General features: G+C 50.9%; 16 protein-coding genes. 12 read left to right on the forward strand and 4 right to left on the reverse strand.

Annotation, left to right across the window (positions count from 1 at the left end; all coding sequences use genetic code 11):
* The first annotated feature begins 6 nt into the window (after positions 1-6).
* The 12 genes from fabD to L3J94_03680 all read left to right on the forward strand — a co-directional run bounded on the left by fabD (position 7) and on the right by L3J94_03680 (position 11048).
* Complete coding sequence (gene fabD, locus L3J94_03625; GenBank protein MCF6217844.1) at positions 7-936, forward strand: ACP S-malonyltransferase; 930 nt, start codon at positions 7-9, stop codon at positions 934-936.
* Positions 937-947: 11 nt separating this feature from the next.
* Positions 948-1691 (forward strand): 3-oxoacyl-ACP reductase FabG, encoded by a 744-nt coding sequence (fabG, locus tag L3J94_03630; protein MCF6217845.1) that lies wholly within the window; start codon positions 948-950, stop codon positions 1689-1691.
* A 105-nt stretch (positions 1692-1796) separates the two neighbouring features.
* Positions 1797-2030, forward strand: a complete 234-nt coding sequence (gene acpP, locus L3J94_03635) for an acyl carrier protein (GenBank protein ID MCF6217846.1) — start codon at positions 1797-1799, stop codon at positions 2028-2030.
* Positions 2031-2118: 88 nt separating this feature from the next.
* Positions 2119-3360: a beta-ketoacyl-ACP synthase II gene (gene fabF, locus L3J94_03640; protein ID MCF6217847.1), complete on the forward strand. Its 1242-nt coding sequence runs from the start codon at positions 2119-2121 to the stop codon at positions 3358-3360.
* A gap of 49 nt (positions 3361-3409) precedes the next feature.
* The gene (locus L3J94_03645; GenBank protein ID MCF6217848.1) at positions 3410-4777 is read left to right on the forward strand and encodes an aminodeoxychorismate synthase component I; all 1368 of its coding nucleotides are present in this window, start codon (positions 3410-3412) and stop codon (positions 4775-4777) included.
* Complete coding sequence (gene pabC / locus L3J94_03650) at positions 4774-5595, forward strand: aminodeoxychorismate lyase (GenBank protein MCF6217849.1); 822 nt, start codon at positions 4774-4776, stop codon at positions 5593-5595. Before L3J94_03645 ends, pabC begins: the two co-directional genes overlap by 4 nt.
* Positions 5592-6623 carry an endolytic transglycosylase MltG gene (gene mltG, locus L3J94_03655; protein ID MCF6217850.1) on the forward strand — a complete coding sequence of 344 codons (1032 nt, stop codon included), beginning with the start codon at positions 5592-5594 and terminating at the stop codon, positions 6621-6623. The genes pabC and mltG overlap by 4 nt, the downstream gene beginning before the upstream one ends.
* Before the next feature lie 9 nt (positions 6624-6632).
* Positions 6633-7262: a dTMP kinase gene (tmk, locus tag L3J94_03660; GenBank protein MCF6217851.1), complete on the forward strand. Its 630-nt coding sequence runs from the start codon at positions 6633-6635 to the stop codon at positions 7260-7262.
* Complete coding sequence (locus tag L3J94_03665) at positions 7259-8257, forward strand: DNA polymerase III subunit delta' (protein ID MCF6217852.1); 999 nt, start codon at positions 7259-7261, stop codon at positions 8255-8257. Before tmk ends, L3J94_03665 begins: the two co-directional genes overlap by 4 nt.
* Positions 8258-8285: 28 nt before the next feature.
* The gene (locus L3J94_03670; protein ID MCF6217853.1) at positions 8286-8624 is read left to right on the forward strand and encodes a PilZ domain-containing protein; all 339 of its coding nucleotides are present in this window, start codon (positions 8286-8288) and stop codon (positions 8622-8624) included.
* Positions 8625-8728: 104 nt separating this feature from the next.
* Positions 8729-9526 carry a TatD family hydrolase gene (locus tag L3J94_03675; GenBank protein ID MCF6217854.1) on the forward strand — a complete coding sequence of 266 codons (798 nt, stop codon included), beginning with the start codon at positions 8729-8731 and terminating at the stop codon, positions 9524-9526.
* A 277-nt stretch (positions 9527-9803) separates the two neighbouring features.
* The gene (locus L3J94_03680; protein MCF6217855.1) at positions 9804-11048 is read left to right on the forward strand and encodes a ChaN family lipoprotein; all 1245 of its coding nucleotides are present in this window, start codon (positions 9804-9806) and stop codon (positions 11046-11048) included.
* Positions 11049-11323: 275 nt separating this feature from the next.
* Here L3J94_03680 and L3J94_03685 read toward each other — a convergent pair whose 3' ends face one another.
* The 4 genes from L3J94_03685 to L3J94_03700 form a co-directional block, all read right to left on the reverse strand.
* Entirely contained in the window at positions 11324-11626 is a 303-nt protein-coding gene (locus L3J94_03685; protein MCF6217856.1) for a hypothetical protein, read from the reverse strand.
* A 927-nt stretch (positions 11627-12553) separates the two neighbouring features.
* Positions 12554-13006, reverse strand: coding sequence for a WYL domain-containing protein (locus L3J94_03690; GenBank protein ID MCF6217857.1), 453 nt, complete (start codon positions 13004-13006; stop codon positions 12554-12556).
* 8 nt (positions 13007-13014) lie between these two features.
* Positions 13015-13233: an HTH domain-containing protein gene (locus L3J94_03695; protein MCF6217858.1), complete on the reverse strand. Its 219-nt coding sequence runs from the start codon at positions 13231-13233 to the stop codon at positions 13015-13017.
* On the reverse strand, positions 13234-13920 hold the full coding sequence (locus tag L3J94_03700; GenBank protein MCF6217859.1) for a DUF2461 domain-containing protein: 687 nt from the start codon (positions 13918-13920) through the stop codon (positions 13234-13236).
* Positions 13921-13924 lie beyond the last annotated feature (4 nt).

Raw genomic sequence — 13924 nt, forward strand, 5'->3', positions numbered from 1 at the left:
GGGTAAATCATGTCGCTAGCATTTGTTTTTCCAGGGCAAGGCTCTCAATCTATCGGTATGCTGTCAGATCTGGCAGCACTTCATCCTGTTGTTAACGAAACGTTCAACCAAGCCTCAGCGGTGCTGGGTTATGACGTGTGGCAAGTGGTACAAGAAGGGCCACTTGAGAAGCTGAATCAAACGGCAACCACGCAGCCCGCCATGTTGGCAGCGGGTGTGGCAACTTGGCGGGTGTGGCAATCACAATCAGAGCAGCTACCTGTGGTGATGGCAGGGCATAGCCTGGGTGAATATAGCGCGCTGGTTTGTGCCGGGGTTATCGACTTTGAAGAGGCGATTCAATTGGTGGCTGAGCGTGGCCGATTAATGCAGCAGGCAGTACCGGCAGGTGAGGGTGCTATGGCAGCCATTCTTGGCTTGGCTGATGAGGCGGTGATTGCGGTTTGTGAGCAGGCGGCAGATAATGAAGTGGTCTCCTCCGTCAACTTTAACTCGCCGGGCCAGGTGGTGATTGCCGGTCAAAAAAACGCCGTGGAGCGTGCGATTGAGCTTGCCAAGCAGGCGGGTGCAAAACGTGCTCTGTTGCTGCCGGTAAGCGTACCTTCGCACTGCTCTTTGATGGAGCCGGCGGCGGAGCAACTTCGCCTGCGAATGGCTGATATGGTGTTCAGTGCGCCCACCCTGCCGGTTATTAATAACGTAGATGTTAAAGCTGAGAATGATCCGCAGGCGATTCGTGATGCGCTGGCACGCCAGCTCTATAGGCCGGTGCGCTGGGTCGAGTCGGTTAACGTGATGGCAGATCAGGGTGTTGATCGCCTTGTTGAGTGTGGTCCTGGTAAGGTGTTGGCTGGTTTGACCAAACGCATTAATAAAACAATTTCGGCGCAAGCTGTTTTTGATCAGGTGTCTTTGCAGAAAGCACTGGCAGAGTAAGGAGAGAGTTGATGAACTTGGAAAATGAAATTGCGCTGGTAACTGGCGCAAGTCGTGGTATTGGTCAGGCGATTGCGCTGCAGCTGGGCAGTGCAGGGGCAACGGTTATCGGCACCGCAACCTCGGAGTCAGGCGCACAAAGCATCACTGATTATTTGCAGGAAAAGGGCATTAAAGGCTCTGGTTTGGCGCTTAATGTCACTGATCAGGACTCCATTGATGCACTCTTCGCGCAGCTAAAAAGCGGAGTTGGAATGCCGACCATCCTGGTTAATAATGCGGGAATTACCCGTGATAATCTGCTGATGCGTATGAAAGATGATGAGTGGAATTCGATTATCGATACCAACCTGAGCTCTATCTACCGCTTGAGCAAGGCGTGTATGCGCCCGATGATGAAGGCGCGCCAAGGGCGAATCATCAATATTACCTCGGTAGTGGGTGTGATGGGTAATGCAGGACAGACTAATTATGCTGCGGCTAAGGCTGGGGTGATTGGCTTTACTAAAGCTTTGGCACGCGAGGTGGGTAATCGTGGCATTACTGTTAATGCGATTGCCCCCGGCTTTATTGATACCGACATGACCCGTGCGCTACCGGAAGAGCAGCGTAACGCGTTGACTTCGCAGATTCCACTGGCGCGTCTTGGTGCCACAAAAGAGATTGCGGCGACCGTTGTATTCCTTGCTTCAGAAGGTGCTGCTTATATTACAGGTGAAACGATTCATGTTAATGGTGGTATGTACATGAGTTAATTTCTGCTATGATGCTGCAAATTTTGTGGCGTCGCGCAGTGCTTTAAACTAAAATACTCGCACGTAAGAATTCTATGATAAAAAATACGAGAGGAAACATTCATCATGAGTACTATTGAGGATCGCGTCAAAAAGATCGTTATTGAGCAACTGGGTGTTAAAGAAGATGAAGTGACTCTGGAAGCTTCTTTCGTAGATGACCTTGGCGCTGATTCACTGGACACTGTGGAGCTGGTAATGGCTCTGGAAGAGGAGTTTGAAACTGAAATTCCTGATGAAAGTGCTGAAAAAATCACCACCGTTAAAGAAGCTGTGAACTACATTAACTCTAACGGTTAATTAGTTTTTACCGCTTACCGGAGGCCGCCCACATTTTGTGGTTGCGGCCTCTTCTATATCTGCGCTGCTAAAGTGTGAGGGCAATCCATTGGCAAAACGTCGTGTTGTAGTAACGGGTTTAGGCTTGGTTACACCGGTTGGTTTGAGTGTAAAAGAGTCCTGGGGTAATATTTTGGCGGGCAAAAGCGGCATTGCTGAGCTAAACGAATTTGATGTCAGTCTGTTTTCAACTCGTTTTGGTGGCGCGGTGAAGGGCTTTGAGGCGACTAACTACATGTCGGCAAAAGAGGCGCGCAAAATGGATCCCTTTATCCATTATGGGATTGCCGCCGCCAAAGAGGCCATTGCAGACTCGGGACTGGAAGTGACCGAAGAGAATGCGGAACGAATTGGTGTGGCGATTGGTTCGGGTATTGGCGGTCTGCCGGGTATAGAGAAGGGGCGAATTGCCTTTGAAAAGGGTGGTCCGCGAAAAATATCCCCCTTCTTTGTGCCCAGTAATATTATCAACATGATCTCGGGTAACCTCTCCATTATGTACGGCATGAAAGGCCCCAATATTGCGTTGGTGACAGCTTGTGCAACCGGTACTCACTCTATTGGTGATGCGGGGCGTATTATCGAATACGGTGATGCGGATGTGATGCTTGCCGGTGGTGCAGAAATGGCCACTTCACCTTGTGGCCTAGCAGGTTTTGCAGCGGCACGCGCACTCTCCTCACGCAATGATGACCCGGAGGCGGCGAGCCGCCCGTGGGATAAGGGGCGTGATGGGTTTGTGCTGGCAGATGGCGCAGGCGTGGTAGTGCTGGAAGAGTACGAGCATGCAAAAGCACGCGGTGCGACCATCTATGCGGAGCTAACAGGTTACGGTATGAGTGGTGATGCCTTTCATATGACACTCCCCTCAAAAGGCGGCGAAGGGGCAAAACGCTGTATGCAGGCGGCAATGCGAAATGGCGGCATTAACCCTGATCAAGTGAACTATATTAATGCACATGGCACCTCAACACCGGCAGGTGATGCGGCAGAAACAGAAGCGATTAAGGGTGCCTTTGGCGATCATGCTCATACCTTATCGGTGAGTTCGACCAAATCGATGATTGGCCACGCACTGGGTGCGGCGGGTGGCATGGAGGGGGTTTTCAGCGTGCTGGCTATTCGTGATCAAGTGGCACCGCCCACCATTAACCTCGACGACCCCAGTGATGGCTGTGACCTGGACTATGTGCCACACACGGCTCGTGAGATGAAAATCGATGTTGTCATGTCCAACTCATTTGGTTTCGGTGGGACCAATGGCACGCTGCTTTTCAGTAAGTTGAAGTGAGTGGTTAACGGGCTGTGATCTCTTCAACAACCTGCTAACGTGTACAGTTATGGCCAGACCTGAAATTACGCTGGATAACGCGGTTATCCGCACCTTTGATATGCAGCCAGATTTGGCTGCTTTCTCATATCAGAACCGCAAGCGCTACCCCTATCTTCTACAGAGCGTCGCCCACGGCACCGCGATTGCCCGTTTCGATATTCTCTTCTCCTTTCCCGGTGATACGTTGCAGCTCTCCACAATGACGCAGCACGCTGACTTTTTAGCAGATTTTGATGAGATATTTTCAGCGCAACAGTGTGCTGATGAGTCAGTAACAGCAGCGCTCCCTTTTTATGGTGGGTGGTTTGTCTATTTGGGGTACGAGCTTGCGCAACAGATTGAACCTACGCTCAAGTTGCCTGACTTTGAGGGGGCGCTGCCGGTTGCCTTTGCCACGCGCTGCCCTGCTGCGATAGTGTTTGATCATCAAAAGCAGCAGCTACTGCTGGTAGCGGAAAAAAAGTATTGCGAACTGCTGGATGTAATGGAACATGACTTGCTACAGTTAGCGCCGTCCTTGCCGGAGCTAACACTGCAAATCAACGATATCAGTGAAGATGAACCACATAATTACACAGCGGGTATTGCACGGATCAAGCAGTACATCATCGAAGGTGATGTTTTTCAGGTCAACCTCTCCCGCGCCTGGCGTGCTCAACTGCCTGAAAATCAACATGCGGTGCCGATGGCGTTATATCAGCGGTTGCGTCGAACTAATCCGGCACCCTTTGCCGCATTGGTCCATTATGAAAATCAATCGATTATCAGCTCCTCTCCCGAACGCCTGGTAAAGGTTAAAAAGGGGGTGGTGGAGGTGCGGCCAATTGCCGGCACGCGCCCCCGAGGCGAAGGTGCACGCTCCGATGAGGCGAAGAGAGAGGAGCTGATCAGCCACCCCAAAGAGCGAGCCGAACATATCATGTTAATCGACCTCGAGCGCAATGATCTGGGGCGTATTGCCGAGCCGGGTAGCGTTGAGGTGGATGAACTGATGATCTTGGAGAGCTACGCCCATGTGCATCATATTGTCTCCAATATACGCGGTAGACTGCGCGAAGGCGTGACGCCCGGTGAAGTGATTCGGGCAGTATTTCCGGGTGGAACCATCACCGGCTGCCCAAAAATACGCTGTATGGAGATCATTGCCGAGTTGGAGCAGACAGCCCGAGGGCCCTACACCGGCTCATTGGGTTATATTAATCGCGATGGCAGCATGGAGCTGAATATTTTGATACGCACCTTACACTTTGATGGTGACAAAATCACCCTGCGAGCGGGGGGTGGTATTGTGCATGATTCTGAGCCAGTATCTGAGTTACAGGAGAGCCGTAGCAAAGCGCGAGGGCTGCTGTTGGCTCTGGAAAATTCGGCATGATGATGCGGGTGAATGGTGAGGCAACCGATCGTATTTCCGCACTTGATCGGGGCTTTTTATACGGTGATGGCCTGTTTGAAACACTCGCTATTGTTAACGGCGAGCCGTTACAGTGGCCCCGCCATTTTGCGCGCCTTGACCGGAGCTGTCAGCGCTTGAAGATCACCACTCCGGATGATCAGCAGCTGCTTACGGAGCTGCGTGAGCTGTGTGCAGGCAAGAGGCAGGCCGTGGCTAAAATTATTGTGACGCGAGGTGAGGGTGGGCGTGGCTATCATCCTGTTGCCAGCACCTCGAGCTGGGTTACCCAGTGCTTCCCCTGGCCAGATTTTCCAGCGGATAATAGCGAAAAAGGGGTTGTGGTTCGGGTTTGTGATCTGCGTTTGGCTGCTCAACCGCTGTTGGCGGGTATGAAGCATCTGAATCGTCTGGAGAGCGTGCTGGCGCGAGCCGAGTGGCATGACAACACTATTGTGGAAGGGTTGATGCGTGATACCTTGGGGCACTATATTGAAGGAACCATGAGCAATCTATTCGTAGTCAGATCGGGTCAGTTGATTACCGATCCTCTACAGCAGTGCGGTGTTGCCGGTATTATGCGTGAGCTGATTATCTTGCTGGCGGATAGTCTGGGTATTGGCTGCTCACAACAGCCGATTAATGAACAGCAGCTTGCAACCGCAGATGAGCTGTTTATCTGTAACAGCGTGATCAGTATTTGGCCCATTCGACGGGTGATTGAGTGCGGCGACTATTCGGTTGGCCCAGTGACGCAGCAGTTGCAGCGAGTGGTTAAGGAGTCTCTTAAAAAATCATGACTACGGTGCGTAAACTGATCGGTTTTGGGTTGCTGGTGCTGGTACTCGCTGTTGGCGGGGTATGGGTTAAATTCGACATCTATAAGGATACGCCACTCTTTGAAGGTGATGAGATTTTTTACTACACCGTAAAGCCGGGCAGCAGTGTTAAAAGTATCGCCAAAGCGTTGGCAGTGGAAAACATAATAGAGCAACCCCGCCTCTTTGAGTGGTTTGCACGATCAGAAGGGTTGGCGCAACGTATCCAAAGTGGTGAATACGCTATTGATGGCAACATGACACCGCGCCAGCTGTTATCTGATATGGTGACGGGTAAGGTAGTACAACACCCGATGACCATCATTGAAGGGTGGAGTTTCAAGCAGTTGCGGGGTTTTCTGGCGCAACATGAAGCGCTGCAACATACGCTAGATGGCCTGAGTGATGCGCAAGTGATGTCAAGAATAGGCTTCCCGGGTGAGCACCCTGAAGGGCGATTTTTGCCCGATACCTACCACTTTCCGCGTGGCACAACCGACCTGGCATTTCTAAAGCGTGCTCACCAGATGATGGATGAGACGCTGGCTCAGCTATGGGAGACGCGAGCAGAAGGGTTGCCGATTAAAACCCCCTATCAAGCGCTGATACTCGCTTCCATCATAGAAAAGGAGACGGGATTAGCCCGTGAGCGAGCAGAAATTGCCGGTGTCTTTGTACGCCGCCTACAGAAAAAAATGCGTCTGCAAACAGACCCGACCGTTATTTATGGAATGGGTGATCTGTACCAAGGAAATATACGTCGCCGTGATCTGCGGCGTGATACACCCTATAACACATACACGCGTCACGGCCTGCCACCCACCCCGATTGCACTGCCCAGCGCGGCGGCAATTAAAGCGGCACTGCACCCCTTGCCGGGTGAAACATTCTACTTTGTGGCGCGGGGAGATGGTTCGCACGCCTTCTCAGTCACCTTGGCTGAACATAACAGAGCCGTTGTAAAATATCAGTTGAAGGGCAAAAATCGGCCCTTTTCATCCAACCCATAAGAGGATCTTATGATCGGTCAATTCATTACAGTAGAGGGTGGCGAAGGAGCGGGTAAGAGTACCAACCTTGCGTTTATCAAAACGCTGCTGGAGGCGGCTGGAAAAGAGGTAGTAATGACTCGGGAACCGGGTGGCACGCCATTGGGTGAAGCGATTCGCAGTCTATTGCTGGATGCGACTCAAAAGGGTATGACAAGCGATACTGAATTGCTGTTAATGTTCGCCGCACGCGCCCAACACCTGAGTGATGTGATTGCCCCGGCGCTGGCAGCTGGTAAATGGGTGTTATGTGATCGATTTACTGATGCTACCTACGCCTATCAAGGGGGCGGACGGGGTGTTTCGATGGCACGTATCGCTCAGCTGGAGCAGTTTGTACAGGGCGATTTAAGGCCGGATCTGACCATTATACTGGATCTGCCAGTGGCGCAAGGAATGCAACGGGCAGGGGAGCGCAGTACGCCGGATCGCTTTGAACAAGAGCAACATGCATTTTTTGAAAAAGTACGCACCACCTATTTGGCGCGAGCAGAGCGGCAGCCCCAGCGTTATCGTATCATCAACGCAGGGCTTGCTCTGGATGCCGTGCAGCAGCAGATAGACCAGCAACTTGCCGAATACTTGGAAACAACTAAGTGATACAGCACCCCTACTCGTGGCAGACTGCACAGTGGCAGCGACTTCAGCAGCGACTGGCTCAAGGCACGTTGCCACACGCGCTTTTGCTCTACGGTGCACAGGGGATGGGCAAACTCCACTTCTCCTCGGCGCTGGTGAATAGCCTGTTGTGTGAACATCGAACGGAGTCTGGCGCGGCGTGTGGTGTGTGCCGAGGTTGTAAATTGCTCGAGGTGGGCAATCACCCCGATTTTACCCAGCTCTCGCCGGAGGAAGAGGGTAAAAACATCGCTATCGACAAGGTGCGAAAGCTCTCCTCTAAACTCTCTATTTCCAGCCAATACGATGGCTATAAGGTTGTTTTGATCACCCCGGCAGAGCAGCTCAACATCGCATCGGCGAATAGCTTGCTAAAAACCCTGGAAGAGCCAACGCCGGATACTATCCTGATCCTGCTCTGTTCACATATCGATCGCTTGCTGCCAACTATACGCAGCCGCTGCCAAAAAATACTGTTTGCGCCGCCGCCAGCAGCCCAGGCGGCGACGTGGTTGGAAGAGCAAGTCAAAGTTGATCAGAATATCGCATTACAATTGCTGGCTCTGGCGGGCGGCGCACCTTTACGGGCACAACAGCTGGCTGAGAGTGGAGTTATCGAGCAACGTGCCGACCTATTAAAGACGCTGCATGCACTGGCGCGTGGTGAGATGACACCGGTTCAGGTTGCGGAGCAAGAAAAAAAGATCGCCGTTGCCGATATACTACAGTGGTTAAGTGGCTGGAGCATGGATATGATCCGACTCCATTTCTGCTCACACCCCACGCATATTAATAGCCCGGATCTACTCGACTCATTGCGCCCACTGGCACAGCAAGTTGACGTGCAAAGAGTGTATAGATACTTTGATAAATTAATCGAGGCAAATCGCCTACTACAAACCCAAGTCAACCAACCCCTGCTGTTAGAGCAGATGTTGATTGGCTGGGTCAGGCTGTTTGCAAAACGCAGGAGTTAACACGGTGTCAAATCAGCCCGCTGCACCCATGAAGCAAGGTGGTATCCTAACCCTGACCATTCGCGACAAAGGGGCGCTCTATTCGGCTTACATGTCCTTCATCAAAAATGGCGGTGTGTTTGTGCCGACCAATAAAAATTATCAACTGAGTGAAGAGGTCTTCATGTTGATGACCCTGATGGATGAAAAAGAGAAAATTCCGGTTGCCGGACGTGTTGTCTGGATTACTCCAAAGGGAGCCCAAGGTAACCGGCTGGCCGGAATCGGCATACAATTCAGTGACCAGGATGGAGGTGCGGTGCGTAATAAAATTGAGACCTACCTCGCGGGCACACAAGATTCAGAACGAGTCACCTATACTATTTGAGGCCTTTGCACCCTCTTGTGCAAAAGTCTCTATTTAACCCAAAAACCTGTTATGGCTGTCACCACCCGGGTTGGCAGCAGGCCTCACCTAAAAGCACCCCTATTATGAAACCGTTATTGATTGATTCACACTGCCACCTTGATCGTCTCGACTTAAGTAAATACCCCGATGGGCTGGATGGCGCACTCGCCGCAGCGCGTGAAAAAGGGGTTGCTCATTTTTTAAATGTCTCGATTAACATGGAGAGCTATCCGGCCATTCGTTACATGGCTGAGCGGCATGACGACATCTCAATCTCAGTGGGTGTGCACCCAAACGAAATGGAGGGTGAAAACCCTACCGCTGCACAGTTGGTTGCCGAGGCACAACACCCCAAAGTGGTGGCTATTGGTGAAACTGGCCTAGATTTTTTTCGAACCCAAGGAGATCAAGCGTGGCAGCGTGAGCGCTTTTGCAACCACATCACCGCCGCCAAAGAGAGCAGCAAGCCGCTGATAATTCATATGCGTGAAGCGACGGAAGCGACCTTGCAGATGATGCAGCAAGAGTGCGCCAGTGATGCCGGTGGCGTAATGCACTGTTTTGTGGAAGATTGGGAAATAGCCCAGCGAGTGCTGGATATGGGTTTTTATATCTCATTTTCAGGAATAGTCACCTTCAAAAGTGCCAAAAAACTACAAGAGGTGGCACGCAAAGCACCCCTGGAGTCGATCCTGATAGAGACCGACTCCCCCTATCTCGCACCCGCCCCGTTTCGCGGTAAACCAAATGAACCCGCCTATCTCCCACATGTCGCACAATTTGTGGCGGATCAGCGCGAAATGTCGCTTGAGGCGCTGGGCGAGGCAACCACCCACAACTTCTTCAAACTTTTTAAAAAGGCTGTGAATGGATCGGCTTGAAACAGGTGAAAGTCCAAAAACCGCCGGATCTTTTTAAGGTTTCAGAGGTCTATCTAGGAGGCTGTCGGACTTAGGGTGAATCTACTGCGGAAAAGCCATTCAGGCCCATTTCTCCGATCATTTTCGTTGAATATGCTCAATATTCGCCTCAAACGATCAAAAAAATGGACTCAAAATGGCTTTCCCTCGCTACGATCACCTAAGTCCGACAGCCTCCTAGCAGTCTGAACCAGTCTCGACTGAATGAACGTCCCCTTAATTACAGTGGAATTAGCCAATGCAAAGCCAACTCACTATCAGCCTGCTCATTATCACCGCACTGTTCCTTAATGGTTGTGCCAGTAGTGGCGTGAATGAAAACAACATCGATGAAAAAGAGCCACGGCCACTGATTGGTGACCCAGAGCTTCCTTACCCACCCGAAAAAGAGCCTGAAGTGGGCGATATCTTACACATGCCAACAGGCCTCTATGTGAGTCAGCAGCAGATGCTGGATAGCATCGTCGATCACCGTATGGTGTATGTTGGAGAGACCCATGACAGCCCGGCAGCACACCGCTTTCAGCTTGAGGTACTCAAGGCGATGTTCGCTCGCCACCCGGGTGAAGTGGTGCTGGGGATGGAGGTCTTTGTGCCTGGCCAGCAAGCCGTCATTGATAAATGGATTGCCGGTGAATTGGATGAGCCCTCTTTCTTGCGTCAATCGCAATGGTTCAAAATTTGGCGTGCCGACTTTGCCTATTATCGGGAGCTGTTGACCTTTGCCCGAGATAACAAGATCCCGGTACGGGCGCTTAATATAGAAAAAGACCTGGTGCGAGCAGTCGGCAGCAACCCCCTCGATCAATTGGACGAACAGCAGCGCCAGCGCCTGCCGGATATGAGCTTCGTTGATGAGTATCAACAAGCGATGGTGGATGCAGTCTTTAGCGGCCATGGCCCAGGTGGAAAACATGCTGAAGGCTTTAAGCGTGTACAGATGCTGTGGGACCAAACCATGGCAGAGAATATTGTCGACTACCTTAAAAGCCCCGAAGGGGCAGGCAAACGGATGATGGTGGTGGCGGGTGGCCACCACGTTCGCTATGGCTACGGCATTCCACGCCGGGTGTTTAATCTAATGCCGAGCTCATACACCTTTGTGGGTACACGGGAAATAGTGATTCCCGAAGAGAAACAGCACCAGATTATGGACATTACCCTGCCGCGCTTTCCGATGACAGCATACGAATTTGTTAAACACGTGGTGTACGAAACACTGCCGCAACAAGGTGTAAAGCTGGGCATTATGTTTGGCATGGTTGATGGCGGGTTGCAAATCAACCAAATAGTACCGGAGAGCAATGCCGAACGGGCAGCGCTTCAAGTGGCTGACATCATCACCCACCTAGATGGCGTGGTGATGAAGGATCTGTATGACATCAAATACCTGCTGCTGGAAAAGAGTATCGGCGATACTGCGGAAATAGAGCTCAAGCGCGGCGATGAAGTGATTAAAATCACCCTGCCCTTTGAGAAGTAAGGAGCTATCGGCTACTGCTGATGCTGAGGAAAGCTTGGCCCAGAAGGCTCCGCCCCGCTAAGTGGAATGCCCTGCGCTACCTGTTTACAGAGCTAACATCGAAGCCCTGTGCCTCGGCGTCCAATAAAGACAACACCGTGGCTGCCTTCTTGCAACCACGGCCTGAGAATACTTATCGGCTACACCGGCTCAGGGGTTTATGTAGCTTGCGCCTCCATGCCCGGCCGAATTAAGGATCGAAGAAGACTCCCGGTTGCCCAATTTATGTGTGTTTTTCATTTAAAGCTTGAGGATGGTCTTTTGGGCATTTTTTGGAGCTTTTCAATAACATTTTTCGGCCCAGTTACCCATATTTGAACAGGAAATGACTCCAGAACCATTACGTCCCTAAGAACTCCCTTCTCTTCTAGGTCTTGAACCCTTTCTAAGATTGGGTCAGGGTGTTCGGTGCTCCCAATGATAAGTACACTTTCAGCGTCTCTAACGGTCGTTGAGTCACTGGCGTAAACTAACGCTCCTCCTGCAAAGAGCAGAGCCAATAGATAAATAATGGCAGTGGCCTGTTGTTTAATAAGCATAATGACTGGTTTCTATCCCGTGCTCCAAACCTAAATGCCGCAGAGAACTGCCTAGGTTAATGGGCCTTATGTGTGACGGCATGCGCGTGCTCGCTTTGCTATCCGCCAATGAAAAAAGAATACTACTGATGCAATAAGAACAATGATGAGAGACCTAACCATACTCATAATTGAGTCGGTTCTCATTCGTTGTTCTGCCATCTCTAAATTCCGTTTATTGTTCTCTTGAATCAGTTTATCTCTTTCATCATCACTAGTGATGGTTTTTTGCACTGGGGGAGGTGGCAATGGCTGGCCTGCTAGGAGGCTGTCGGGCTTAGGTGATCGTAGCGAGGGAAAGCCATTTTGAGTCCATTTTTTTGATCGTTTGAGGCGAATATTGAGCATATTCAACGAAAATGATCGGAGAAATGGGCCTGAATGGCTTTTCCGCAGTAGATTCACCCTAAGTCCGACAGCCTCCTAGAGGTGTTGCTGGGTTTATACTCGTAACCCCATGGTTATAAAACTGAGTAGGAGGGTAATGCATTATTGGGGCATTCATGGTTGATGGGAATGAGACTTCAACGGCATTGTATAAAAATATGCCACTAAATATGCTCAAGCACCCCATAGAAACGAAGCACACGGATAACGCATACATTTGCAATAATTTTTCATTCATTCGAAATGTCCCGCCTGAATTCGTATGATAAGTGCATGACCTTTGATGTTGATTGAGCACAAACCCTGTAGCCTGTAAGAAGAGTAGGACTCAGGGTTACGCTGCAAGGTTACGAAACCAAAAGCAGAGGCCACAAAAATGAGTGACAAGCACCTGAGTCTTGAGGAAATAAATTATATCGAGCTTTCAATGAAAAACGATAAGAGATGAAAGAAAGTAGGGAGCAGGTCACAATTTTTTCATCTACTCCTCTCCTTTGTAGCTTATTCATCATGCTGGCAGCTTACAGAGTCCAGATAGTCACTTAATGTTTGACCGGCTACGGTGCTGAATATTGTGTTTAAGGGTTCTATGTCGCTCATTCGGTCGAGCCGGAAGTGGCGGAACTGATTACGTAGTTCGCACCACGCCACCAGGGTCCAGGTGCGCCCCCAGTAAAATAGTCCCAATGGGTGGACGGTGCGTGATGAGTGTTGGCCATCTTCTCGGGTGTAGTTGAAGGTTACTTTTTGCTGTTGGCTGGTGCTGCTGCGGAGTAGCGCCAGGTGTGTTTTGGTTTTGGTGTCTGTATTGAAGTCGGGCACCAGTAACTCTTGGCGTTTGAGTTCGGGTTTGAGTCGTTCGGGTAGGCTATTTTCAATTTTATTCAGTGCCTGATTTGCAGCTTGTGCCAGCCCTTTGTCTGTCCAAGCTTGTACCATGCGAGCGCCGAGCATCAGAGCGGCTAGCTGCTCTTCATTAATGGTAGATGGAAGCCTTTCATGAGGCGATAACCACTGCCGGTTTCTGCCTCGATAGGAATGCCTGAGAGGGAGAGATCCTGAATATACCGGTAGATGGTGCGTTCTGATACTTCCAGGGCATCCGACAAGTCACGGGCGGTGGTGAACTGGTTCTGTTTTAACAGGCCAACAATTTGGAAGAGGCGATCAGCGCGGCGCATTTAGAAACGTAGATCCAGCGCTTTACACAGAAAGTGCATGAGCGGTGTTGCCTGTGAAAAGTGATTGGCGACTCGGGGTAGCAGTGTGGTGGAGGTGATGTTGCTATGGCGGAGGTCGGCTATGGCGATAAACTCTTTTCGCCTGAGGTCTGAGATGAGCGGGTGGTGTTTGTCGTAGCCACGAGGATAGGTTTTCAACGCACTGCCCGAGAGTGCAAAATGGTCTGCGAAAGCTTTGTTATCGCGTGCTGCCAGCCAGCCATCGCCGTTTTCAATAATGGCATCGCGAACCTTGCTCAGTGCTCTGGCATCAGGCTGCCAAATACCCACGCCAACAAAGCAGGCACCTTTTTCGATGTGAAGGTAGAAGCCGGGGGCATGAACATCTTTGCCCCGTTCATGGCGAAACTGAATACCAATGTTGGTTTTATAGGGGCGCTTGTTTTTACCAAACCGAATATCACGATTCACCCGCATTAATGAGCCACCTACTTTTTTGGGTAGGGCAACGAAATGGGGAGAGATCATGGCCAGGTCGGTGCTCATGTCGCGGATAAAATCCAGAGCAGGCTGGCGAACCGTCTCTTCATAGCGCGCTCTGTTCTCCTGAAACCAGTTACGCTGGTTATTGGCCGCCAACGCGGTGAGGAAATCAAATGTTTGCGCAGTGAAATAACGCTTCGCCACCTCG

The organism is Gammaproteobacteria bacterium (assembly GCA_021647245.1).
Taxonomy (GTDB): domain Bacteria; phylum Pseudomonadota; class Gammaproteobacteria; order RBG-16-57-12; family RBG-16-57-12; genus JAFLJP01.

What these genes read in the sequence shown, in the direction of transcription:
- fabG (MCF6217845.1), top strand. Translation starts at nt 948, where the DNA reads ATGAACTTGGAAAATGAAATTGCGCTGGTAACTGGCGCAAGTCGTGGT.
- acpP (MCF6217846.1), top strand. Translation starts at nt 1,797, where the DNA reads ATGAGTACTATTGAGGATCGCGTCAAAAAGATCGTTATTGAGCAACTG.
- L3J94_03645 (MCF6217848.1), top strand. Translation starts at nt 3,410, where the DNA reads ATGGCCAGACCTGAAATTACGCTGGATAACGCGGTTATCCGCACCTTT.
- pabC (MCF6217849.1), top strand. Translation starts at nt 4,774, where the DNA reads ATGATGATGCGGGTGAATGGTGAGGCAACCGATCGTATTTCCGCACTT.
- mltG (MCF6217850.1), top strand. Translation starts at nt 5,592, where the DNA reads ATGACTACGGTGCGTAAACTGATCGGTTTTGGGTTGCTGGTGCTGGTA.
- tmk (MCF6217851.1), top strand. Translation starts at nt 6,633, where the DNA reads ATGATCGGTCAATTCATTACAGTAGAGGGTGGCGAAGGAGCGGGTAAG.
- L3J94_03670 (MCF6217853.1), top strand. Translation starts at nt 8,286, where the DNA reads ATGAAGCAAGGTGGTATCCTAACCCTGACCATTCGCGACAAAGGGGCG.
- L3J94_03675 (MCF6217854.1), top strand. Translation starts at nt 8,729, where the DNA reads ATGAAACCGTTATTGATTGATTCACACTGCCACCTTGATCGTCTCGAC.
- L3J94_03680 (MCF6217855.1), top strand. Translation starts at nt 9,804, where the DNA reads ATGCAAAGCCAACTCACTATCAGCCTGCTCATTATCACCGCACTGTTC.
- L3J94_03685 (MCF6217856.1), bottom strand. Translation starts at nt 11,626, where the DNA reads ATGCTTATTAAACAACAGGCCACTGCCATTATTTATCTATTGGCTCTG.
- L3J94_03690 (MCF6217857.1), bottom strand. Translation starts at nt 13,006, where the DNA reads ATGCTCGGCGCTCGCATGGTACAAGCTTGGACAGACAAAGGGCTGGCA.
- L3J94_03695 (MCF6217858.1), bottom strand. Translation starts at nt 13,233, where the DNA reads ATGCGCCGCGCTGATCGCCTCTTCCAAATTGTTGGCCTGTTAAAACAG.